At 70.0% G+C, this 22,801-nt stretch carries 21 protein-coding genes; 8 read left to right on the forward strand and 13 right to left on the reverse strand.

Annotated elements, in window-relative coordinates; translation table 11 throughout:
* The first annotated feature begins 11 nt into the window (after nt 1-11).
* The 5 genes from ACK4TT_RS00060 (at nt 12) to ACK4TT_RS00080 (ending at nt 2,880) form a co-directional block, all read left to right on the forward strand.
* The gene (locus ACK4TT_RS00060; RefSeq protein ID WP_409636039.1) at nt 12-629 is read left to right on the forward strand and encodes a LysE family translocator; all 618 of its coding nucleotides are present in this window, start codon (nt 12-14) and stop codon (nt 627-629) included.
* A 20-nt stretch (nt 630-649) separates the two neighbouring features.
* Nucleotides 650-883, forward strand: coding sequence for a BolA family protein (locus ACK4TT_RS00065; protein WP_410212078.1), 234 nt, complete (start codon nt 650-652; stop codon nt 881-883).
* Nucleotides 884-950: 67 nt separating this feature from the next.
* Nucleotides 951-1,295, forward strand: coding sequence for a Grx4 family monothiol glutaredoxin (gene grxD / locus ACK4TT_RS00070; RefSeq protein ID WP_409636033.1), 345 nt, complete (start codon nt 951-953; stop codon nt 1,293-1,295).
* Nucleotides 1,292-1,711: an acyl-CoA thioesterase gene (locus ACK4TT_RS00075; protein WP_409636030.1), complete on the forward strand. Its 420-nt coding sequence runs from the start codon at nt 1,292-1,294 to the stop codon at nt 1,709-1,711. Before grxD ends, ACK4TT_RS00075 begins: the two co-directional genes overlap by 4 nt.
* A 65-nt stretch (nt 1,712-1,776) precedes the next feature.
* Nucleotides 1,777-2,880: a mechanosensitive ion channel family protein gene (locus ACK4TT_RS00080; protein ID WP_410212079.1), complete on the forward strand. Its 1,104-nt coding sequence runs from the start codon at nt 1,777-1,779 to the stop codon at nt 2,878-2,880.
* Here ACK4TT_RS00080 and ACK4TT_RS00085 read toward each other — a convergent pair.
* The 4 genes from ACK4TT_RS00085 to ACK4TT_RS00100 form a co-directional block, all read right to left on the reverse strand.
* On the reverse strand, nt 2,877-3,254 hold the full coding sequence (locus ACK4TT_RS00085) for a hypothetical protein (RefSeq protein WP_410212080.1): 378 nt from the start codon (nt 3,252-3,254) through the stop codon (nt 2,877-2,879). The genes ACK4TT_RS00080 and ACK4TT_RS00085 overlap by 4 nt on opposite strands.
* Before the next feature lie 72 nt (nt 3,255-3,326).
* Nucleotides 3,327-3,944 carry a 30S ribosomal protein S4 gene (gene rpsD, locus ACK4TT_RS00090; protein WP_410212081.1) on the reverse strand — a complete coding sequence of 206 codons (618 nt, stop codon included), beginning with the start codon at nt 3,942-3,944 and terminating at the stop codon, nt 3,327-3,329.
* 149 nt (nt 3,945-4,093) lie between these two features.
* Complete coding sequence (locus tag ACK4TT_RS00095) at nt 4,094-5,338, reverse strand: DUF1254 domain-containing protein (RefSeq protein ID WP_409636018.1); 1,245 nt, start codon at nt 5,336-5,338, stop codon at nt 4,094-4,096.
* A 70-nt stretch (nt 5,339-5,408) separates the two neighbouring features.
* Nucleotides 5,409-6,191, reverse strand: a complete 783-nt coding sequence (locus ACK4TT_RS00100; protein WP_409636015.1) for an RNA methyltransferase — start codon at nt 6,189-6,191, stop codon at nt 5,409-5,411.
* Between the two features lie 25 nt (nt 6,192-6,216).
* Between ACK4TT_RS00100 and bla the strand changes: the two genes are divergently transcribed.
* Both bla and ACK4TT_RS00110 read left to right on the forward strand, forming a co-directional pair.
* The gene (bla, locus tag ACK4TT_RS00105) at nt 6,217-7,260 is read left to right on the forward strand and encodes a class A beta-lactamase (protein WP_409636012.1); all 1,044 of its coding nucleotides are present in this window, start codon (nt 6,217-6,219) and stop codon (nt 7,258-7,260) included.
* An 83-nt stretch (nt 7,261-7,343) separates the two neighbouring features.
* Complete coding sequence (locus tag ACK4TT_RS00110; RefSeq protein ID WP_409636009.1) at nt 7,344-8,558, forward strand: NADP-dependent isocitrate dehydrogenase; 1,215 nt, start codon at nt 7,344-7,346, stop codon at nt 8,556-8,558.
* A 62-nt stretch (nt 8,559-8,620) separates the two neighbouring features.
* Here ACK4TT_RS00110 and ACK4TT_RS00115 read toward each other — a convergent pair whose 3' ends face one another.
* From ACK4TT_RS00115 to ACK4TT_RS00130, 4 genes are all read right to left on the reverse strand, one after another.
* Nucleotides 8,621-8,869, reverse strand: coding sequence for a hypothetical protein (locus ACK4TT_RS00115; RefSeq protein WP_409636006.1), 249 nt, complete (start codon nt 8,867-8,869; stop codon nt 8,621-8,623).
* 50 nt (nt 8,870-8,919) lie between these two features.
* A complete protein-coding gene (gene alaS, locus ACK4TT_RS00120) occupies nt 8,920-11,562 on the reverse strand; it encodes an alanine--tRNA ligase (protein WP_410212082.1) in 2,643 nt (880 codons plus the stop codon).
* Nucleotides 11,563-11,777: 215 nt separating this feature from the next.
* Complete coding sequence (gene recA, locus ACK4TT_RS00125; RefSeq protein WP_409636000.1) at nt 11,778-12,863, reverse strand: recombinase RecA; 1,086 nt, start codon at nt 12,861-12,863, stop codon at nt 11,778-11,780.
* A 222-nt stretch (nt 12,864-13,085) separates the two neighbouring features.
* Nucleotides 13,086-14,738: a S10 family peptidase gene (locus tag ACK4TT_RS00130; RefSeq protein WP_410212083.1), complete on the reverse strand. Its 1,653-nt coding sequence runs from the start codon at nt 14,736-14,738 to the stop codon at nt 13,086-13,088.
* 163 nt (nt 14,739-14,901) lie between these two features.
* Between ACK4TT_RS00130 and ACK4TT_RS00135 the strand changes: the two genes are divergently transcribed.
* Nucleotides 14,902-16,254 carry a ferric reductase-like transmembrane domain-containing protein gene (locus ACK4TT_RS00135; protein ID WP_410212084.1) on the forward strand — a complete coding sequence of 451 codons (1,353 nt, stop codon included), beginning with the start codon at nt 14,902-14,904 and terminating at the stop codon, nt 16,252-16,254.
* A gap of 24 nt (nt 16,255-16,278) precedes the next feature.
* Here ACK4TT_RS00135 and ACK4TT_RS00140 read toward each other — a convergent pair whose 3' ends face one another.
* From ACK4TT_RS00140 to ACK4TT_RS00160, 5 genes are all read right to left on the reverse strand, one after another.
* The gene (locus ACK4TT_RS00140; RefSeq protein ID WP_409635992.1) at nt 16,279-17,394 is read right to left on the reverse strand and encodes an SDR family NAD(P)-dependent oxidoreductase; all 1,116 of its coding nucleotides are present in this window, start codon (nt 17,392-17,394) and stop codon (nt 16,279-16,281) included.
* 4 nt (nt 17,395-17,398) lie between these two features.
* Entirely contained in the window at nt 17,399-18,352 is a 954-nt protein-coding gene (locus ACK4TT_RS00145) for a UDP-glucuronic acid decarboxylase family protein (RefSeq protein WP_409635989.1), read from the reverse strand.
* Nucleotides 18,353-18,364: 12 nt separating this feature from the next.
* Nucleotides 18,365-19,153: a cellulose biosynthesis protein BcsS gene (bcsS, locus tag ACK4TT_RS00150; protein ID WP_409635986.1), complete on the reverse strand. Its 789-nt coding sequence runs from the start codon at nt 19,151-19,153 to the stop codon at nt 18,365-18,367.
* A gap of 435 nt (nt 19,154-19,588) precedes the next feature.
* The gene (locus tag ACK4TT_RS00155; protein WP_409635983.1) at nt 19,589-20,578 is read right to left on the reverse strand and encodes a hypothetical protein; all 990 of its coding nucleotides are present in this window, start codon (nt 20,576-20,578) and stop codon (nt 19,589-19,591) included.
* A 182-nt stretch (nt 20,579-20,760) separates the two neighbouring features.
* Nucleotides 20,761-22,704 carry a glycosyltransferase gene (locus tag ACK4TT_RS00160; RefSeq protein WP_410212085.1) on the reverse strand — a complete coding sequence of 648 codons (1,944 nt, stop codon included), beginning with the start codon at nt 22,702-22,704 and terminating at the stop codon, nt 20,761-20,763.
* Between the last annotated feature and the right edge of the window lie 97 nt (nt 22,705-22,801).

Genomic DNA, 22,801 nt, shown 5'->3' on the forward strand with positions numbered 1-22,801 from the left:
TGGGGGCCATGATGAGTCCGCACGTCCTTGGCCTCCTCTCGCTGTTCGTGGTCACGCTGGCGACCTCGATCGTCCCGGGACCCAGCAACTTCCTGACCATGCGCCTGGCCGTCCGCCGCGGGCGAGGGCCGGCGGTCGCCGCCGCGCTCGGCGCGACGGCGGGGTGCGTCCTGTGGTGCGCCGCCGCGGCCGTGGGCCTGGCCGCCGTGCTGGCCGCCGCCCCCTGGCTCTACAAGGTCCTGCGCATCGCCGGCGGGCTCTACCTGATCTGGTTCGCCGTCCAGCTCTGGCGCTCGAAGCCCGAGCCGCCGGCCGGGGAGCCGCCGTCGGGCGCCGCGCGGGCGGCCTTCTGGCAGGGCCTGGCCATCTGCCTCACCAACCCCAAGTCGGTGCTGTTCTTCGCCAGCATCTTCTCGGCCTACGTCGGGCCGGACAGCCCGACCTGGGTCCACGGCGCGGCGGTGGCCATCGTCTGCCTCACCTGCCTCGTCTGGCAGGTGGCGCTGGCCCTGGCGTTCTCGGGCGTCCGGGCGGCCCAGGCCTACGCCCGCGCCCAGCGCCCGCTGGACCGGGGCGCAGCCGTCCTGATGGGCGGGTTCGGCGCCAGCCTGCTCTGGACCTTCGGATAGGGCGGGCCTATCACCGGGCCATGCCGATGGCCCTCGAAGACCTCGAAGCCGCCCTGCGCGACGGCTTCCCCGACGCCGACATCCAGATCCAGGACCTGGCCGGCGACGGCGACCACTATCGTGCGCGCATCGTCTCGAAGGCCTTCGCGGGCCTGCCGCGCGTGCGCCAGCACCAGCTCGTCTACGCCGCGCTGAAGGGGCGGATGGGCGGGGAACTGCACGCCCTGGCGCTCGAGACGTCCGCGCCAGGCTGACACGCTTGACCCTGGGGACCGCCGTCCCTAGCTCTTGGCCTGACGATTTCCGCCGAAAGGGCGCGCCATGACCGACGCTGCGACCGCCAACCCCGTCCACGACTGGATCGCCCAGGCCGTGGCCGACCATCCGGTGATCCTGTTCATGAAGGGCGCGCCGGAACAGCCCCGCTGCGGCTTCTCGGCCGTGGTGGTGCAGATCCTCGACCACCTGGGCGTGGACTTCACCGGCGTCGACGTCCTGCAGAACGAGCAGCTCCGCGAAGGCATCAAGACCTTCTCCGACTGGCCGACCATCCCGCAGCTCTACGTGAAGGGCGAGTTCGTCGGCGGCGCCGACATCGTCCGCGAGATGTTCCAGTCGGGCGAACTGAAGGGCCTGCTGGCCGAACAGGGCCTCCTGGACGCGTGACCAAGCTGCTCGAACCGCCGGAGGGCCGGCAGGTCTTCAGTCTTACGTTCGAGCCCACGCCTGACGACATCGACGAGAACGGCCACGTCAACAACGTGGTCTACCTGCGCTGGGCCCAGGACATGGGCGTGGCGCACTGGCGCTCGCTCGCGCCGGCCGAGGCGCAGGCGACCTGGGCCTGGGTGGCGCTGCGCCACGAGGTCGACTACCGCCGCGCGCTGATGCCGGGCGAGACGGCGCAGGCGCGCACCTGGGTCTCGGACACGGCCGAGGGCCCGCGTTTCGACCGCTTCATCCGCATCGACGGCCCGGACGGCCAGATGTGCGCCCAGGTGAAGACCACCTGGGTTCTGATCGAACAGGCCACCGGCCGTCCCCGCCGGGTGCCGGCCTGGATGCTGGAGATGTTCACCTAATTCCGTGAACCAACCGGGCCGCGAGGGGTTGGAGCGCCAGGGGCCCTCCAACCGCATAGCCGCACGTGACGCTCACCGACGCCGCCAACACGTTCCTGTCCTGGTTCGATTGGGCCCCGCTCTGGGTGGGCGGGCTCATCCTGATCGCGCTCGCGCTGGGCCTGGCGCTCGCCGCCCACGACCTCCTTGTCCGGGCCGTCCGGCGGGGCTTGCGCCGCCGCAGCGAGTTCACCCGCTCGCTGGTGGTCCGTACGCGCGGCCCGAGCCGGCTCGCGCTGCTCATCCTCGCCCTGAGCTGGGCGGTCCGCGTCAGTCCCATCGCGGGGCGCGAGGCGGCGTTCATTCAGCACGGGCTGCTGGTGGGCTTCATCGTCCTGGTGGGCTGGGTCGTGATGACCGCCCTCGACATTGGCGCCGCGCTCTACATGCGCCGCTACCGGGTCGACGTTTCCGACAACCTGCTGGCCCGCAAACACCTGACGCAGGTCCGCATCCTGCGGCGGGCCCTGGCCATACTGGTGATCCTGCTGACCGTCGGCGCCGCCCTGATGACCGTCCCCAGCGTACGGCAGATCGGCGTCAGCCTGCTGGCCGCCGGCGGCGCCGCGGGCATCATCGTGGGCCTCGCCCTCCAGCCGGTGCTGGCCAATGTCATGGCCGGCGTTCAGATCGCGCTTACCCAGCCCATCCGCATCGACGACGCGCTCATCGTCGAGGGGGAATGGGGTGTCGTCGAGGAGATCACCTCGGCCTATGTGGTCATCCGCATCTGGGACAAGCGGCGGCTGATCGTGCCGCTGAAATACTTCCTGGAGAAGCCGTTCCAGAACTGGACCCGCACCACCTCCGACCTGATCGGGGTCGTCCTGCTCTATCTCGACTACGCCACGCCCTTGGAGCCGCTGCGCACCCGGCTCAGGGAGATCGTTGAAGCCTCGCCGCTCTGGGACCGCGAGGTCGTGGCCCTGCAGGTCACCGACGCCAGGGAACGCACGATGGAGGTCAGGTGCCTGGTCGGCGCGCGTTCGGCCGGCGACGCCTTCGACCTGCGCTGCGAGGTGCGCGAGAAGCTGATCGCCTTCCTGCAGGAAAAGTATCCCCACGCCCTGCCCCGCGACCGCATCGAACTCTTCCCGCCCGAGGACGCCGACGACCCCGCCCGGCCCTAGGGTCCTCGCCAGCCGACCAGCGGATTGAGCAGGAAGACCGGGGCATGGGCCGGAAGGCCCAGTTCCTCCCAGGTGAAGCTGAGATCGACGTGACCGGCCGCGAAGGATCGGCAGTGGTCCACGCGCTTGCGGCCAAAAGCCAGCGTCACCGCATCGCCCTGACGTTCCACGTAGAAGGCGAAGTCCGCCTTGGCCGTGCAGCCATTGGAGGATACCCGGATGGTGAGCGCGTCCCGCTCGGCCTTGGCCTGGTAGAGCGGCTCCAGTTCGGCGAATCCGGCGCCGAGCGGCGCCACGATCCTTGTCGGGGGAGGCGTCGCGGTCGCACAGCCGGCGAGCGCCAGGGCGGCCAGGATGAAGAGGCGGCGGTTCATCGCGCCATCATAAGCAGAAGGCCCCGGATTTCTCCGGGGCCTTCGCAAATTCCTTCGGATCGGTGCGGCGCCTTACGACGCGTAGAATTCGACCACGAGGTTCGGCTCCATCTTCACCGGATACGGCACCTCGGCCAGTTCCGGCGCCCGGACGAAGGTGGCGCTCATGCCCTTCACGTCCACGGTGATGTAGTCCGGCGTGTCGCGCTCCGACGACTGCAGGGCCTCCAGCACCAGGGCCATGTTGCGCGAACGCTCGCGCACCGTGATCACGTCGCCCGGCTTCACGCGGTAGGAGGCGATGTTCACCCGCTTGCCGTTCACCAGCACGTGGCCGTGGTTGACGAACTGACGGGCGGCGAACGGGGTCGGCACGAACTTGGCGCGGTAGATCACCGCGTCCAGGCGCGACTCCAGCAGCGAGATCAGGTTCTCCGAGGTGTTGCCCTTGCGGCGCGCAGCTTCCGTGTAGATCCGGACGAACTGCTTCTCGGTGATGTTGCCGTAGTAGCCCTTCAGCTTCTGCTTGGCGCGCAGCTGCAGGCCGAAGTCCGAAACCTTGGACTTCCGGCGCTGGCCGTGCTGGCCGGGGCCGTACGAACGGCTGTTGACCGGGGACTTCGGGCGACCCCAGATGTTTTCGCCCATCCGGCGGTCGAGCTTGTACTTGGCGCTATGGCGCTTCGACATCTTTCAACTCTCATCGACGCGGGCCGGCTCCTCCTTCATGGAGGCGCGATCTCAACGGCGGCTTCGCATCATCCCGTCATAGACTTCCGGCCGCGCGGGCGGGCCCGGCGGCTGGAAGGGCGCGTATATGCTGGGCGGGCTCGCGAGAGTCAACCTTGGGCGGGCGTCACGGGCGGGAGCCTGTAGCCTCCGTCCAGCAGTTCCGGCTTCGGCAGATAGGCCCGCATGAACAGCGCGAACGGTCCCGCTGGGGCTGGAAGCCAGTTCGACTCGCGCTCCGGGCCGGGGTTCCGGTGGCCGATCCAGATGTCGAGCGAGCCGTCTGGATTCGTCTTCAGGCCGGGCGTTCGATCGCCGATGGCGTAGCGGTCCAGCGGGTTGTCGGCGAAGAAGAACTGACCGTCGTCGGTCGCCTCGTAGAGGCTTAGCGACCAGAAGGCGTTCACTGGAAGATGGCCGTCCGGCGAGAAGCTCAGGCGCCAGGCCGCGTTCCCGTCGAACAGGGCCCGCGGGAGCGGCCCTTCAGCACGCATGTACATGGCCTCGACAGGCGGCAGGGCGGCCAGGCCCGAGAGCGCGACGGCGGCCCGATAGAGATAGTCCTGGCCGAAATCGCCAAGCCGGGCGTTGGGATAGGACCAGCCCTCGACGAAATCCGCGCCGCCCAGGCCGCCCTTGCGCACGGCCTTGCGGGCCTCGTCCACGCCCGCCTGGATTTCGGCCCCCTCGGCCTCGCTGAACCGCGCGGCGTCGAAGCCGTCCAGGAGCCCGAGCGCCGCCATGCCCCCGAGGGCGACCCGGTCGGTGACCGGCGGAGCGTTGGCGCGCATCAACGCCGCGGCGCTGGCGAAGTATTCGGGCCAGGGGGCGGATCGCGCCGCGTATGGCCCCGGCGCCTCGCAGGCGGGGCCTTGCATCGACAGCCCCGCCTGGACTTCCCGCGCCGCCTCCAGGTCATGCGGCCCGTCCACCAGGATGCGCGCCAGCGCCCAGACATGATCGGTAGGCGAGCGGATGACGTTCCAGCCCTCGGCCGCGTCCGCTGGGCCGACCAGGCGGAAGGTTCCCCCCTCGGCTCCGGTCGTCCGGGTCCCCAGGATCGCGAAGTTGTTCGTGTAGGCGTCCATCAGGGCGAGGGAGAAATAGCGCGAGCCGGTCGCCGGCAGGGTGATCGTCACGGGTCCCGAGGACAGGTCGATCTGGGCCGTTGAGTAGAGGGTGTCGTTGTTGGGCGTGGTGACCGCCCGGTGCCTGTGGTTCGCCAGATGGCGGACGTGGGCGAAGGCGCCCATGCGCTGGCCCAGCGCCTGTCCGCGCTGGCGCGTGGTCGCCACTTCGATCAGCGGCAGGGTGTAGATCCATGCGTCGCGCGCGGCGGCCTTCAAGTCCGTCATCGTGTTTTCCTCCCGCGACCGACCTTAGCCGCCTCCCCGCCGTCGGGCCCCATGCCCTCACGGCATGGACCTAGGCCTCGCCGCCGTCCTTCCGCCGGGCGATCTTCTCCAGCACCTTGCCCCGGCCCCGGCTCAGCGCCGTAACCACGCCGCGCAGGGTGCGCACCTCCTGGTCCGTGAACCTGGCCCGCCCCAGGGCGGCCCGCAGGTTCTGGATCATGTTCGGGGTCTTCTCCGGCGGGTGGAAGAAGCCCGCGGTCTCCAGCTCGCGCTCCAGGTGCTCGTAGAAGCCGAGCAGCGCCTCCGCGGTGGCGGGCGGCGGCCCCTCCCGGAAATTGGGCGGGGGCCGGTCCGCCTGCGTCGCCCGCCACTCGTAGACGTTGATCGCCACCGCCTGGGCGAGGTTCAGGGACCGGAAGCGCGGGTCGATGGGGATGGTCACCACCGCCTGGCAGAGCGCGACCTCGGCGGTCTCCAGCCCGGCCCGCTCGCCGCCGAACAGCAGGCCGACCTTCTGCCCCGCCTCCGCTCCGGCGATCAGCTCGCCCGCGGCCTGGCGGGGCGTCAGCACCGGCAGCTGCAGCTCGCGGGGCCTCGCCGTCGTGGCGAACACCGCCTGGAGGTCCGCGATGGCCTCCGTCACCGAGCCGAACACGCGGGCGGCGTTCAGCGGCCAGTCCGCGCCCGAGGCCGAGGCCCACGCGCGCTCCTGGGGCCAGCCGTCGCGGGGGTTCACCAGCCGCAGGTCGGCGAGGCCGAAGTTGGCCATGACGCGGGCCACCGCCCCGATGTTCTCGGCAAGCTGTGGCGCGTTCAGGATAATGACAGGCGCAGGAGATGAAGCTTCGGCCATGCCGCCCTTAGAGAAGGCCCGCCGCGTGAACGCAACCCTCGACCGCCGGTCGCTCGTCGCCGCGCTCGCGGCGCCCCTGGGCGCGGTGATCGTGGGAGCCTGCGAGCCCGCCATGCCGCTCACCCGTTCCGAGACGCCCAGGCTCGACATCGCCGGCCTCGACCGGAAGATGGCCCAGATCGCCGCCCGGGCCAGGCCCGCGGCGCTCGGCGTCGGCCTGATGAATCTGGAGAGCGGGGAGGCCTTCACCTACGCCGGCGACCGCCCCTTCCCCATGCAGAGCGTGTTCAAGATGCTGTTGGGCGCCGCGGCGCTGGCCCAGGCCGACGCGGGCGGGCTCCTGCTGACTGAGCGCTATTCCCTCATCGACGAACAGCTCTCGCCGCCCTACTCGCCCATCTCCGAGGCCTGGCCGGGCCGGCGGGACTATACGGCCCGCGACCTGCTGGTCGCCGCGGTCTCGCTCAGCGACAACACCGCCGCCGACGTCCTGATGAAACGGATCGGCGGCCCCGGGGCGGTCACGGCCTGGCTGCAGGCCAAGCGCGTGCCAGAGGTTCGCGTGGACCGCTACGAGCGCGAACTGCAGACCGAGGTCTATGGCCTGCCCTCGTTCCGCCCGGCCTGGCGGACCGAGGCCGCCTTCGCCGCGCAGTTGGCCGCCTGGCCGGTGGGGCGGCGCCGCCGGGCCATGGCCGACTATCTCGCCGATCCGCGCGACACGGCCACGCCCCGGGGCATGCTGGAGTTCCTCAACCTCCTGAACAACGGCAGCCTGCTTTCGCCCGACTCAACGCGTCTCCTGCTGCGCATCATGGCCGACAGCCCGACCGGCGCGGCCCGCCTGAAGGCCGGACTGCCCAAGGGGACGGTCCTGGCCCACAAGACCGGAACGGCGCGGACGGACCTGGGGCTCAATCCGGCGGTCAACGATGTCGGCGTCTTCATCCTGCCCGACGGGCGGGCCTATGCGCTCGCCATGTTCCTGGCCGGATCGACGCTTCCCGAGGCGGAGCGCGACGCGATTTTCGCCGAAGTCGCCCGGATGGCGGTCCACGGAGTGGGATAGTCGCTCTCGGCGCCTTTGCGTCACGGCCCATGGCGGCTATACGGCCCCCCAGACCGAATTACCGCCCGGAGCGCTTCCCCCTCATGGCCAAGATCAAAGTCGCCAACCCCGTCGTCGATCTCGACGGGGACGAGATGACCCGCATCATCTGGAAGCTCATCAAGGAAAAGCTGATCTTCCCGTTCCTCGACCTGCCGATCGAGTACTACGACCTCGGCATCGAGCACCGCGACGCGACCGACGACAAGGTGACCGTCGAGGCGGCCGAGGCCATCAAGAAATACGGCGTCGGCATCAAGTGCGCGACCATCACCCCGGACGAGGCCCGGGTGAAGGAATTCAACCTCAAGAAGATGTGGAAGTCGCCCAACGGTACGATCCGCAACATCCTGGGCGGCGTCGTCTTCCGCGAGCCGATCATCTGCCGCAACGTGCCGCGCCTGATCCCCGGCTGGACCCAGCCGATCATTGTCGGCCGCCACGCCTTCGGCGACCAGTACAAGGCCACCGACTTCGTCGTCCCCGGCAAGGGCAAGCTGAAGATTAGCTGGGAGGGCGAGGACGGCCAGAAGATCGAGCACGAGGTGTTCGACTTCCCCGCCGGCGGCGTCGCCATGGGCATGTACAACCTGGATTCGTCGATCCGCGAGTTCGCCCACGCCTGCCTGGCCTACGGCCTGAACCGCAACTACCCGGTCTACCTCTCGACGAAGAACACCATCCTCAAGGCCTATGACGGGCGCTTCAAGGACATCTTCGCCGAGGTGTTCGAGACCGAATACGCCGAGAAGTACAAGGAAGCGGGCCTCGTCTACGAACACCGCCTGATCGACGACATGGTGGCCTCGGCGCTCAAGTGGTCGGGCGGCTTCATCTGGGCCTGCAAGAACTACGATGGCGACGTGCAGTCGGACCAGGTCGCCCAGGGCTTCGGCTCGCTGGGCCTGATGACCTCGGTGCTGATCACGCCGGACGGCAAGATCATGGAGGCCGAGGCCGCCCACGGCACCGTCACCCGCCACTACCGCCAGCACCAGCGCGGCGAGAGCACCTCCACCAACTCCATCGCCTCGATCTTCGCCTGGACTCAGGGGCTGAAGCACCGCGCCAAGCTGGACGGCAACGCCGAACTGGACCGCTTCGCCGACACCCTCGAGAAGGTCTGCGTCTCGACCGTCGAGAGCGGCTCGATGACCAAGGACCTGGCGCTGCTGGTCGGCGACACCCAGGGCTGGCTGACCACCGAGGGCTTCATCGACAAGGTGGCCGCCAACCTCGAGAAGGCGCTGGCGGCCTAAAGGTCGCCCTCAGCTTCGAACGACCGGCGCCGCGGAGGGCCTCCTCCGCGGCGCCTTTCGTTTCAGTGCGGCGTCCAGGGATCGAGCGGCTGGCGCTCTTCGCGGCGGATCAGGACCTGGTAGCCCACGATGAACACCAGCGCGCCCACCACGAGCGCGCCCAGGAACCCGGCCGGGGTCAGGAACCACAGGCAGAGCGTCAGGATGCCGTCGCCCAGCAGCAGCATGCTCCATCGCAGGAGCACGTTGAATCCGTGGTAGGTGCGCTCGTGCGCGATGAGGTCGGGATCGGGGGAAAGCTGACTAACCATCTCCGGGCCTCCGAAGAAGTTGGCGTCGAGCCCCTACCCTACCACAGCTCCTAGCCGGCGAGCAGCGCCCTCACGGCCGCGAGACCCGCCTCGGCCTTGCTGGCGTCGGGGGCTCCGCCCTGGGCGAAGTCGGGCCGGCCGCCCGCGCCCTGGCCGCCCATGGCCAGCACCGCGGCCTTGGCGAGGTCGGCGGCGTTGAACTTCGCCGTCGCCTGGCCCGTCACGGCCACGGTCACCGCCGCCTTGCCCTCGGCCACGCCGACCAGGGCGATGACGCCGTCGGGGAGCTGCTTCTTGAACGCCTCGGCGATGGGCCGCAGGTCCTTGCCGCCGACGCCGTCCATGACGCGGGCCATGACCTTCACGCCGCCGATCTCCTCAGGTCCGGCCGCCGGCCCGCCCCCGCCGCCCATGGCGAGCTGGCGCTTGGCGTCGGCCAGCTCCTTCTCCAGCTTGCGGGCCTGGGCCTGCAGCGCCTCGACGCGGGCCGAAACCTCGGCCACCGGGACCTTGAACTGCTCGGCCAGCGACTTGGCGACGGCGGCCTGCTCCAGCAGCCAGCGGCGCGCCGCCTCGCCGGTCAGGGCCTCGATCCGGCGCACGCCGGCCGCCACGCCCTGCTCCGACACGATCTTGAAGAGCGCGATGTCGCCGGTGCGGGCCACGTGGGTGCCGCCGCACAGCTCGACCGAATAGTTCCCCCGGCCGTCCAGCGCCCGGCCCAGGGTCAGCACGCGCACGCTGTCGCCGTACTTCTCGCCGAACAGCGCCATGGCGCCGGCCTCGATGGCCTCCTGCGGCGCCATCAGCTTGGTCTCGGCGGGCAGGTTCTGGCGCACCACGGCGTTGACCTCGGCCTCGATGCGCTCGATCTCCTCCGGCGTCAGCGGCTGGCCGTGGCTGAAGTCGAAGCGGATGCGCTCGCCGTCGACCATCTGGCCCTTCTGGGTCACGTGGGCGCCCAGCACGTTGCGCAGCGCGGCGTGCAGCAGGTGCGTGGCCGAGTGGTTGGCGCGCGTGGTCTGCCGCCGCTCGGCGTCGACCGCCAGCCGCACGCGGGCGCCGGAGGCGAGCTCGCCCTCGGTGATCTCGACATCGTGGACGTGGAGGTCGCCGGCCTGCTTCTGGACGTCGAGGACGCGGCCTTTCCCGCCGTCCCACTCGACCTCGCCCTGGTCGCCCGCCTGGCCGCCGCTCTCGGCGTAGAAGGGCGTGCGGTCGGTGAGAACCTGTACGGTCTGGCCCTTGGCGGCCCGGTCGACCTCCTGGCCCTCCGCCACGATGGCCAGCACCTCGCCCGTGGCCTCGGTGGCGTCGTAGCCGATGAACTCGGTCGGCCCGAGGCGGTCCCGGATCGAGAACCATTCCGCGGCCGCGGCCACCTGGCCCGAACCGGCCCAGTTCTCGCGCGCCATCTCGCGCTGGCGGGTCATGGCCGCGTCGAACTCGTCGAGGTTGACGGTCAGGCCCTTGGCGCGGACCGCGTCCTGGGTCAGGTCCAGCGGGAAGCCGTAGGTGTCATAGAGCTTGAAGGCGGTCTCGCCCGAGAGGACGTCGCCTTCATTCAGGCCGGCCGTCGCCTCCTCGAGCAGCACCATGCCGCGGCCGAGCGTGCGGCGGAACCGCTCCTCCTCCTGGCGCAGGGTCTCGACAATGGCAGGCTCGGCCCGGCGCAGGTCGGGATAGGCCTCGCCCATCAGGTTGACCAGGGTCGGCGCCACGCGGTGCATCAGCGGCTCGTCCGCGCCCAGCAGGTGGGCGTGGCGCATGGCGCGCCGCATGATCCGGCGCAGCACGTAGCCGCGGCCCTCGTTCGAAGGCAGCACGCCGTCGGCGATCAGGAAGGCCGACGAGCGCAGGTGGTCGGCGATGACCCGGTGCGACGGGGTCGTCTCCGAGCCCTCCTGGCGCAGCTCGCGCTTGGCCGACGCGATCAGGTCCTTGAACAGGTCGACGTCGTAGTTGTCGTGCACGCCCTGCATCACCGCGGCGATGCGCTCCAGGCCCATGCCGGTGTCGATCGAGGGCTTGGGCAGCGCCGTCCGCTCGCCGTCGGCGAACTGCTCGAACTGCATGAAGACGAGGTTCCAGATCTCGACGAACCGGTCGCCGTCCTCGTCGAGCGAACCTGGCGGGCCGCCAGGGATGTGGGCGCCGTGGTCGTAGAAGATCTCCGAGCACGGGCCGCAGGGGCCGGTGTCGCCCATGGACCAGAAGTTGTCCGAGGTGGCGATGCGGACGATCTTCTCGTCGGGCAGGCCGGCGATCTTCTTCCACAGGCCGAAGGCCTCGTCGTCGGTGTGGTACACCGTGACCATCAGCTTTTCGGCCGGCAGCCCCCACTCCTTGGTGAGCAGTTCCCAGGCGTGGCTGATCGCCCGCTCCTTGAAGTAGTCGCCGAAGGAGAAGTTCCCCAGCATCTCGAAGAAGGTGTGGTGGCGCGCGGTGTAGCCGACGTTGTCCAGGTCGTTGTGCTTGCCGCCGGCGCGGACGCACTTCTGCGACGAGGCGGCGCGGGGGAACGGCGGGGTCTCGGCGCCGGTGAAGTAGTTCTTGAACGGCACCATGCCGGCGTTGACGAACAGCAGGGTCGGATCGTTCTGCGGCACCAGCGGAGCCGAGGCGACGACGGCGTGCTCCTTGCGCTGGAAGAAGTCCAGGAAGTGCGTGCGGATCTCGTTCAGGCTCGGCATGGGTCGGGACATTCTTGAACTGCTGGAGCGGAGGACGGCCCCGCCCCGGATTTGGGAACCGCGGTCCCTTTACGAAACTGGCGGCGGGACGCCAAACGAGAAAAGGACGCCTGGGGGAGCTCTCCCCAGACGCCCTGAACCTCTGATGCGCCTGCGCGCAGGGTGGAAGGCGGCAGGCCGGGTTGGCGGGGAGGCCCGCCGCCCGCGAGACGCCCTCAGAGGGACCCGTCCTCCCCCTGGTCCTCGCCCTCGGAGGGGCCGACCAGCAGCTCCTCCTCGATGGCGGCCTTGGCGCCGCGCACCCGGCCCTCGATGTCGGCGGCGATGTCGGGGTTTGCTTTAAGGAATTCGCGCACGTTGTCGCGGCCCTGGCCGATGCGCTGGGAGTTGAACGAGAACCAGGAGCCCGACTTCTCGATCACGCCCGCCTTCACGCCCAGGTCGATGATCTCGCCCAGCTTGGAGATGCCCTCGCCGTACATGATGTCGAACTCGACCTCGCGGAACGGCGGGGCGACCTTGTTCTTGACCACCTTCACCCGGACGTTGTTGCCGACGATCTCGTCGCGCTGCTTGACCGAGCCGGTGCGGCGGATGTCGAGGCGCACCGAGGCGTAGAACTTCAGCGCATTGCCGCCGGTGGTGGTCTCAGGGGACCCGTACATCACCCCGATCTTCATGCGGATCTGGTTGATGAAGATGACCAGGGTCTTGGCCTTGGAGATGGAGGCGGTCAGCTTGCGCAGCGCCTGGCTCATCAGCCGGGCCTGGAGGCCGGGCAGGCTGTCGCCCATCTCGCCCTCGATCTCGGCCCGCGGCGTCAGCGCCGCCACCGAGTCCACGACGATCACGTCCACGGCGTTCGAGCGCACCAGGGTGTCGGTGATCTCCAGCGCCTGCTCGCCGGTGTCGGGCTGGGCGACCAGGAGGTCGTCCAGGTTCACCCCCAGCTTGTGGGCGTAGGACGGGTCGAGCGCGTGCTCGGCGTCCACGAAGGCGGCGGTGCCGCCGGCCTTCTGCACCTCGGCCACCACGTGCAGGGCGAGCGTCGTCTTGCCCGAGCTTTCCGGCCCGTAGATCTCGACGATCCGCCCCTTGGGCAGGCCGCCGATGCCGAGCGCCATGTCGAGGCCCAGCGAGCCGGTGGACACGGCCTCGATCTCCACGACCTTGCCCTTGTCGCCCAGCTTCATCACCGAGCCCTTGCCGAAGGCCCGATCGATCTGCGCCAGCGCCGCCTCCAGCGCGCGCTGCTTGTCACCGTCTTCTTTCGCCACGAGCCTCAACGCCGACTGAGTCATATCCAGCGCCCTCTATCCCACGATTCCGCCAACCCGCCGCCGCTCCCTGGCGCTCCCCGCCAGGCCGTCGCCGAGGACTCATGCGTACCGCCTTTGTTCCAAGTTCGCAAGATGTTCTTTTCTGGGGTGAGCGGGTATGCCGCGCGGAGGGGCTGGCGGCTGGCCCCCTCCACCATGCTGCGCATGGTCCCTCTCCCCCGCTATCGCGGGGGAGGAGCGCCCCTACCGGCGGCTGTTGCGGACGATGAAGCCGGCCACGTCGTCGTGGAGGGCCCGGGCCGAGGCGGCCTGGGCGTACACCATGTGGCCCGAGGGATAGTAGTGGTACTCGATGTTGCCCCGGAGGCTGTCGGGGATCGGCAGGTGCTGCATCTCGTACCAGCCCTGGAAGTAGGGCGTGGCCAGGTCGTAGTAGCCGCCCAGCAGCGAGACCTTGAGGTTCGGGTTGTAGATCATGGCCGAGGCCAGGTCGGGCATGACGTTCAGCATGGCCCGGGGCGTGAAGCGCGCGCCCGGCGGCTGGTGGGCGTTGTCCCACGAGCGGTAGAGCGGGACCGAGGGCTTGAAGGTCTTGCCGGCCCCATAGCCCAGGGTGCGGCGGGCGTAGTCGTTGAAGGCGGTCACATAGGCGCTGGAGAGCGCGGCGGCCTGGGGATCGTACTCGGCGGTCTTCGACAGCGGGTCCATGTCGGGGCCGAAGAAGCGGGTGTCGATGCGGCCGGTGGTCAGGCCGCGGGCCGACTGCAGCGTCTTCTCGAACATGCCCCCGGTGACGCGCAGGTTGGCCTTCATCACATAGTCGACCGGCAGGCCGGTGTAGGCCGCGTACTGCTCGGCCGCCTGGCGCTTCCTGGCCGGGTCGAGCGAGGCGCCGGCGGTGAGCGCCAGGGCGTAGTCGGTCATGGCCCAGCGCTCGACCTCCTTCAGGAAGGTCGTCAGGTCGGCCGGGGCGTTGGGCACGAGCTTGTAGTGCCAGGCGGTGGCCGCGTAGGTCGGGAGCGCGGTGATGTAGGCGGTGTCGCTGCCCGGGTTGTTGTCGACGCCGTCGACGCTGAGCGCGAAGTTCAGGATCTGGGACAGCAGCAGAACGCCGTTGAAGTCGACGCTGTCGCCGGTGGTCAGGTTGTTGATCAGCACCGCCGAGCGCGGGGTGCCGTAGCTCTCGCCGAACAGGAACTTGGGCGAGTTCCAGCGGCCGTGCTGGGACAGGAAGGCCAGGATGAACTGCTCGAAGGCGTAGGCGTCCTGGTCGACGCCCCAGAAGGCTTTCTCCTTGTCCTTGCCCGCGATGCGCGAGAAGCCGACGCCCGGCGCGTCGATGAACACCATGTCGGTGGCGTCGAGGATGGAGTCGTCGTTGTTGACCACGGCGTAGGGCGCCGCCGGCGTGTGGGTGCCGTCGTCGACGGTGACCACCTTCCTGGGCCCGAAGGCGCCCATGTGCAGCCACATGGTCGAGGAGCCGGGGCCGCCGTTGTAGATGAAGGTCACCGGGCGGTCGGCGGCCGGCGCGCCCTTCTTGAAGTAGGCGACATAGAACATCGAGGCCTCGGCCTCGGGGTTGTTCCCGGCGCCCAGGTCCTTGCCGTCGGGAGCCTTCTCGCGCCGCGCGGCGTCGTCCCAGCCCTTGGGATGGACGATGATGGTCCCGGCCACGGCGCGGTAGGGGATCTTCTGGCCGCGGATGGTGACGACGCCCTCGGAGTCGACGCGCTCGGGGGTGAAGAGGACGCCGGCGTTGGGCTCGGCCGTGGTGGCGGCCGGCGGCTTGCGCTCCTGGTTGGGCTGGATGGTCCCGGGCGGCGTCTCCTGGGCGACGGCGAAGGTGGCGGCGAGCGACAACGCGGCGCCCGCGAACAGCGTTTTCCGAAGCAAGATCTGGCTCCCCCGATAAGGCCCAGCGTCGATCTATGCCCTGCTCCGGGGGTTTGACAACGGCGGGGCGCCTACCCCCGCGTTTGACCTGGCGCATGGCCCGGCCGGGCGCCGGCGTACGATCCTCGCGGCTCTCAACGCGGAGGCACAGGACGGGCCCGACATGGGATTGGCGCGGATAAAGGTCGCCTTCGGGCTGCTGGCGGGGGCGCTGACCGCCGCCTGGCTGGCGAGCGTCGCGGGCGGAACCTCGACGACCCCTTGGCCCACCACCTTCTGGCAGGCGCGCAGCCTGCTGATCCCGTTCAGCGGGGTCCTGGCCATCGGCTTCATGGCCAGCGGCGTGCTGCTGGCGGCGCGGCCGGTGCAGGTGGAGCGGCTGCTGGGCGGGCTCGACAAGTTCTACCGGCTGCACAAGTGGCTGGGGATCGGCGCCCTCGTCCTGGCCGTTGCCCACTGGCTGCTGGAGGTGGGGCCGCGGTGGATGACGGGCTGGGGCTGGATCACGCGCCCGGCCCGGGCCCCGCGCCCGCCCGGCCCCCAGCCGGAAGGCTTCGAGGCCCTGATGCGCGGCCTGCGCCACCCGGCCGGCGAGGCGGGCGAGTGGGCGTTCTACCTGATGGTCGTGCTGGTGCTGCTGGCGCTGTGGAAGCGGTTCCCCTACCACCTGTTCTTCAAGACCCACCGGCTGATGGCCCCGGTGTTCCTGGCGCTGGTCTTCCACTCCGTCGTGATGACGCCGCAGGCCTGGTGGACGGCGCCCGTGGGCGTGCTGAGCGGCCTGCTGATGGCGGCGGCCACGGTGGCGGCGGGCGCCTCGCTGTTCGGGCGGATCGGCCAGTCGCGCAAGGCCGCGGGCCGGGTCGCCAGCCTGCGGGCCTATGACGACAACGCCGTGCTGGACGTGGGCGTGGAGCTCGCCACCGCCTGGCCGGGGCACCAGGCGGGCCAGTTCGCCTTCCTGGACTTCGACGATCCCGAGGGCGCCCACCCCTTCACCGCCTCGTCGGCCTGGAAGGACGACGGCAGGCTGGTGTTCAGCATCAAGGGCCTGGGCGACTACACGCGCCGCCTGCCCGAGCTGCTGCGCGTGGGCCAGGGGGTGACGGTGGAAGGTCCCTACGGCTGCTTCGACTTCCAGGGCGAGGCGCCGCGCCAGCTCTGGATCGGCGGCGGGGTGGGCGTGACGCCGTTCATCGCCCGGCTGGAGGCCCTGAAGGGGCGGACCGAGACCCGGCCGGTGGACTTCGTCTATTCCACCGCCGCGCCGGACGAAGCCTTCATCGCCCACGTGCGGGAGCTGGCCGAGGCGGCGGGCGTGCGCTTCCGCCTGTACGACTCCAACAGGGAAGGCTTCCTGACCCCGGAGGCGCTGAAGGCCTGGGCCCCCGGCTGGCGCGAGGCCGACGTGTGGTTCTGCGGCCCGGCCAAGTTCGGCGAGGCCCTGCGCAAGGCGATGACGGCCGACGGCCTGCCCGCCGCGCGCTTCCACCAGGAGCTGTTCGAGATGCGGTGAGGGAGGCTCAGGCCCCTACCCGCCTCAGTGCATCAGCGCGTGGCGTTCCAGGTCGGACATGGCGGCCTGGACGCGGTCGGCGCTCTGCTGGGCCTGGACCCAGGGAATGAGGTCCTCGATCCCCTGCTCCAGCGTCATCCGGGGCCGGTAGCCGAGCTCGGCCTGGATGGCGGCGATGTCGGCGAAGCAGTGACGGATGTCGCCGGCGCGGAAGCGGGCCTGTACGTCGGGGGCGATGGCAGGGTTGAGCCGCGCGGTGAGGAGGTCGGCGACCTGGAGCACCGTAAAGGCGCGGCCCGAGCCCACGTTGTAGACGCGCCCCGCCGCCCGCTCGCTTTCCAGCGCCAGGAGGTTGGCCTGGACCACGTCGGAGACGTGGACGAAGTCGCGGAGCTGGCCGCCGTCCTCGAAGATGATCGGCCGGTTCCCGTTCATCAGCCGGGCGGAGACGATGGCCAGGAGGCCCGTGTAGGGGTTGGAGAGCGCCTGGCGGGTCCCGTAGGTGTTGAAGAAGCGCAGCGCCACGGCGGGGACGCCGTAGGCGGCGCCCACGACCAGGAACAGCTCCTCGTGGTCGCGCTTGGTGACGGCGTAGACGGAGGTCGGTTCGAGCGGCTTGGCCTCTGGCGTGGGGACGGGCGTGAGCGGGCGGCCCTGGGCGTCGGCGGGCTCCCAGAGGCCGGCTTCCAGCCGCGATAGCGGGCGCGGGCCCGGCCAGACCATGCGGCCCTCCGCGTCGCGGCAGGCGCCCTCGCCGTAGAGCGACATGGACGAGGCCACCACCAGCTTGCGGATGCGGTCGCGCCGCTCGACCACCGCCTGCAGCAGAACCGCGGCCCCCAGGCTGTTGGCCGAGACATAGCGGTCGATCTCGTACATGGACTGGGCGACGCCGACGGCGGCGGCCAGGTGGAAGACCGCCTCGACGCCGTCCAGCGCCTTGGCCACGGCGGCGGGGTCGCGGACGTCGCCGACGATCAGTTCGGCGCGGGGGTCGAGGTAGGCCGGCGGGCGGCGTTCGGGGCCGTGCACCTGGGGCTCCAGGCTGTCGAGGACGCGAACGTCGTGGCCCTCGGCCAGCAGGCCGTCCACGAGGTGGGAGCCGATGAAGCCGGCGCCGCCGGTGACGAGCACCTTCACGGGATCACGCGACGTCCAGCTCGAGCTGGAACTGGCGGCGGAAGTAGCCGATCGTCCGGGCCAGGCCGATGTCGAGTTCGATGTGCGGGCGCCACTTCAGCACCTCGGCGGCGCGGGTGATGTCGGGCCGGCGCTTCTGAGGATCGTCCTGGGGCAGCTCGCGGTACTCGATCTGCGACTTCGAGCCGGTCATGGCGATGATCTTCTCGGCCAGCTCCAGCACCGTGTACTCGCCGGGATTGCCGAGGTTGATGGGGCCGGTCACCTCGTCGGGGGACTCCATCATGGCCACCAGACCGCCGACCAGGTCGTCCACGTAGCAGAGCGAGCGGGTCTGGGAGCCGTCGCCATAGACGGTGATCGGCTTGTTGCGGAGCGCCTGGAGGATGAAGTTGGACACCACCCGGCCGTCGCCGGGCGCGAGGCGCGGCCCGTAGGTGTTGAAGATCCGCACGACCTTCACCCGGACGCCGTACTGGCGGTGGTAGTCGAAGCAGATGGTCTCGGCGCAGCGCTTGCCCTCGTCGTAGCAGGCGCGGATGCCGATCGGATTCACGTGGCCGTAGTAGGTCTCGTCCTGGGGCTGGACCTGGGCGTCGCCGTAGACCTCGCTGGTCGAGGCCTGGAGGACGATGGCGCCGGTCTCGCGGGCCAGGCGCAGCAGGTTGACCGCGCCCATGACGCTGGTCTCGACCGTGCGCACCGGCTGGGTCTGGTAGTGCACCGGCGAGGCGGGGCAGGCCAGGTTGTAGATCTGGTCGACCTCGATCTTGATCGGCTCGCGCACGTCGAACCGCATGATCTCGAAGTTGGGGTAGCCCAGGAGGTGCTCGACGTTGCTCTTGGCGCCCGTGAAGTAGTTGTCGAGGCAGACGACGTCGTGCCCGTCCCGTACGAGGCGCTCGCACAGGTGGGAGCCGATGAAGCCGGCGCCGCCGGTGACGAGGATCCTACGCATGGCCGGCCGGACTCAATGCAGCGGGACGGCGAAGTAGACGGAGGCGAAGTAGCCGTCCTTGTTCCCCGAGGTCATCGGATGCCGATAGCCGCCGGTGACGCCAACCTCCCCGAAGCTCGTGTTGAGCTTGGCGAACGGGCCCACCGTCAGCTCCTTGTAGTGGTCGTTGCCGTAGAGGGTGACCTGGGGACCGAGCCACAGGGGCCCCGAAACCTGGTAGAGCCCGCGCGCGGCCGCCGACCAGGTGGAGAACGGCGTGGCGAAGCGGCCCTGGAGGCTGACCTCGAGGTTCTTGTTGAAGGTGTTCTGGTATTCGCCGAGCACCGCCGCGCCGAACTTCGAGCCGCGGATGGAGGCGGCCGGGTCGGGATTGTCGTGCTCGATGTAGGCCGGGCCCACCCAGCCGCCGAACGTGCCGCGTTCGGTGAACTTGCGGTAGCCGACCATGAGGTCGGCGTCGACGATGCCGATCTCCTCGCCCACATAGGCCGGGGCGTTGTCGTAGGTGTACTGGCCGCCGGACACGTCGAGGCGCATCGCCGGGCCGTCCTCCCACAGGCTGCCGTCCCGCTTGAGGGATTGCATCACCCCGCCGTAGCCGCCGGCGTAGTGGTTGCTGAACCAGACGCCGCCCCAGCCGTAGGCGGTCGGCGGCGCGGCCGCCCCGCCGTCCACCGGGGCGGGCGTGGCGACCGCCGAACTGGCCGGCTGGGCGCTGGTCTGCGCCAGGACGCTCCCCGGGGCGGCGCCTGCCGCGAGCGCGGCGGCCAGCACCGCCATGGACCTGAACGAACCCTTCATTGCGCCTTCTCCGTTGACGGGGTCCGGCGCTGACCGCGCGCGATCCTCAGGAAGAACCCAGAGGACCGGCCGGCGGTCGGGTCGAACGCCCTAACGTGCCCTGGTGCGCGCGCCGGAGGGCCGAAGGAAACACTTCGCCCGCTCGCCGTAGCCGCTCGGCGTACAAATGTACGGCGCGCTACCAAGATACTTCACCTTCTCCGGAGACCCCGGAGCACTGACAAACTTCACCTCGGCGGCGTCGTCCGCGCCGGGGGTGGAACCCTTCTGCGCGCCCTCGGGCCGCTTGCCGGCCTCCGTCTCGGCGGCCTGCGGCGCCGTCGCCAAAGCCATGGCGCCGAGAACCGCGCCCGCCCCGATCCACCTGGATTGCATCGCCGAACTCCTCCACCCGCGCGCCCGCGGACCGAGTCCCGGCGGGGCGCGGCCAGAAGATCACGGCCGCTCCCTTCGTGGATAGTTAAGATCGGCGGCGGCCACGACGCGCCAGTTCGGCCTGCCCAGGCCCCGCGGCCAGGCCCAGACCTCGCGGTCGTTGAAGTAGACGACTTCCTTGAGCTCAGGGTACTCGGGGTAATTGCGGGTGACGTCCTGCGCCCAGCGGGCGACATACTCAGACCCGCCGGCATAGCCCAGTTCCGCAACCCAGATCGGCTTGCCGTAGCCAACAGTCAGGTCGTAACCCTGCTTCACGGATTCAGCAAAGGTGCGCGTCCGGCCGTATTGAACCACGTCGAACTTGTCGTAACCGAACACCGTCAACCCGACGAGGTCGACGAATTCTGAACCGGGATAGTAATTCCCGAGCGTGCGCTCCCCGCGAGGGGACCACATGATGCGCGCATCGGGCGTGATCCTGCGCATCAGCGCGGCCATGCGTCTAAACGCCGCAACGTAGTCGGCGGGCCGCCAGTTGGACCAGGTGAAACGGCCGTAGGGATTGTCCATCTCCTGGGCCCATCGGATCGTCACCGGGCTCTTGAAGCCGGCCAGCACCTCGAGGATCGCTCGCATGTTGGCGTCGCGCCGCCCGGCGAGGATATCGTCGCGCAACCGCGCGGCGGTGACGTTCCAGTCCTGCGCCCAGGACCAGGGCTCGACGGTGACCAGGACGTTGCGGCGACGCGCGAGCGCATAGGCGTCGGCGTCGGCCAGGGCTCCCAGTTCGACGTCCTCCCAGGGCAGGAAGAGGTGTTCGGTGACCACCCCCTGGTCATTGCTGAAGTCCCCGTAGGGGTCGTAGGCGCCGAGCTTCGAGCCGCCGGGATGGATGACCGGGCGCTTGTCGCGGGCGGCCATGGCCGGCGCCGCGCCCTGAGCCCGCGTGGGGACCGGGCCGGCGGCCAGCAATGGGGCGACGCCCGCCGCCAGCAGGGAGCCTCGCATGAGCGTCCGCCGGGAAACGCTCTGAATCCGCTCGCTCATCACCAAGTTCCCGTATCTCTGTTGAGACGGACAAGACCCCAGCCCGACCGGGAACGTGTTGACCGGGATCAACCGGCGCCGCGCGTATGGAAGAAATTGTCGTTCTTGCGGAACGCGAGGCCCGTTCTACTGAACAGCCGCAGCCGCGTGCGCTCCCACACCTGGAAGTTGACGCCGACTGCTTACGACGCCTCCCCGCCCCTAGCGCGTTGCACGGGCGGCGGGGCGGCCTGATCGCCGAAACCATGCCATCGGGGCCGGATGCGATAGGAAATGGCGTAGGGCTTGCCGGCGCCGGACGGCGTGTAAACCGTCTCGGTGAGGGTGAAGGCGGTGACGCCGGTGTTCATGGCCGCGAGCCCCCGGGCGCCGTGCTCGCGGGCGCCCAGGACGGTCAGGGCCGCGATCGCCGCCAGCGACAGCGCGCTCGCCGCCCCCGCGCGATCCCAGGTGAAGACCGGGCGACGGTTCTCGCGGGCGTGGAGCGCGAGGATCATCAGGACCGCGGCCCCGCTGCAGGCGGCGGTGATCAGGTTGAAGACATAGAAGCCCGCCGCCGTGCCAGGCTCCCGCACCAGCCACACGCAGGCGGCCGCGCCGAGCCCGAGCGCGAGGTAGGGCGCCAGCACCCGGAACGGGATGGCGCTCGCGCCCCCCTCGCCCTTCGGGGTGATCCGGAAATCGACGTGGGCGCCGGTCAGCCGGTCCCAGACGGCGGTCAGCGAGCCGAACAGCGACCATGGCCAGCGCAGGAACAGGAAGGCCATCCCCTCCCAGCTCAGAATCTTGGCGTCGGCCGGCCGGAAGAGGCCCGTGGACCGCCACCAATAGGCCAGGACCAGCATGAGCGCCGACAGGGGGAAGGCGTGGACCACATAGTCGGCGAAGGTCATGTCCAGGAAGCGGGACCTCGTCAGCAGGGCGATCATCGGGGTGATGAAGCCCAAGGCCATGACCGAGGCGTAGGCCGGGTACCAGAGCTGGGAAAACAGGAACTGGAAGCGCAGCCGCCAGGGCAGTTTCGGCACATAGGCGGGCGAGTACCGCAGGAGGAGGGTCACCAGGCTGCGCGACCACTGGAACTCCTGGACGATCAGGTCGGTGAAGGTGTCGGGCCCCCGCCCGTGGGCGATGGCGTCGATGGCGTGGACGCCCCTCCAGCCCTCGGCGTTGAAGATCAGGGTCGTCGAATGGTCCTCGGCCAGCTCGGGGCCCAATCCGCCGACGGCCTTCAGGGCGGCGGTGCGGACCGTGTAGTGGGAGCCGATGCACAGCGGCGCCCAGCCGTTGTTGTAGCCGGCCTGCAGGGCGCCGTGCATGGAGGCCTCGACGTAGAGCCGGCCCCTCGCCGACCAGCTTTCGGCGGCGTTGGCGTCGCAGATGCTGGGGGCCGACACATAGCCCACGGCGGGGTCGGCGAACGGCGCCAGCATGTGGGCGAGGTAGTCTGGCTCGGGCACGTGGTCGCAGTCGAACTGGGCGACGAAGTCGTACCGGTCGTAGCCGTAGCGGTCGTAGAAGTAGGCGAGGTTGCCCTCCTTGCAGCGCTTGCGGCGGGGCCATTCATCCCGGTGGTAGCCCTCGACACCCTTGCGGGTGGAGACCATGACGCCGCGGTCGCGGCACCAGGCCAGGGTCTCGGGAGCCGGGTCCTCGTCGGCCAGCCAGGTGTCGTGATCGCATCCCTGTTGGGCCAGCGCCGCCTCCAGGGTCCGGCGGACGATCTCGAAGGGTTCGGACGGGGCCTTGGTGACGACGGCGGCGACCCGACCGGGCGGCAGGGCGGTGGGCCCGCGCCTCGGAATCCGCGCGCCGGCGAAGATGAAGATGAAGTAGGCCGGGATCGAGGTGACCCAGAGGACGCTCAGGGTGGCCAGGGCGTAGCGGACCGGCGTGACGAAATGGGCGGGCTCCAGCCACCAGACCCAGAACCAGGCCATGGCCGCCGCCCACAGCACGATGCCGGCCAGGTTGACGGCCTTCCGCCAGCCCGTGAACACCGGCGTGAGGGAGAACGGTGCGGGAGACGCCGACCCTGGAGACGACGGCTTCGGGCCCGGCGCGCACGCGACGGGACCCGCCGCCTTGTCCGTGCGGACGGCGTCGCTCTCGGAACGGTCCGACATCAGGATCAGGAACCCGAGGGCCGCGGTCCGGGCATTGACATCCGTCAGGGGTCCCCTTCCCCGCACGGTTTCCACTTGCGCCCCGAGCGGCCGCGGA

This window comes from Phenylobacterium sp. (genome assembly GCF_046463815.1).
Lineage (GTDB): Bacteria > Pseudomonadota > Alphaproteobacteria > Caulobacterales > Caulobacteraceae > Phenylobacterium.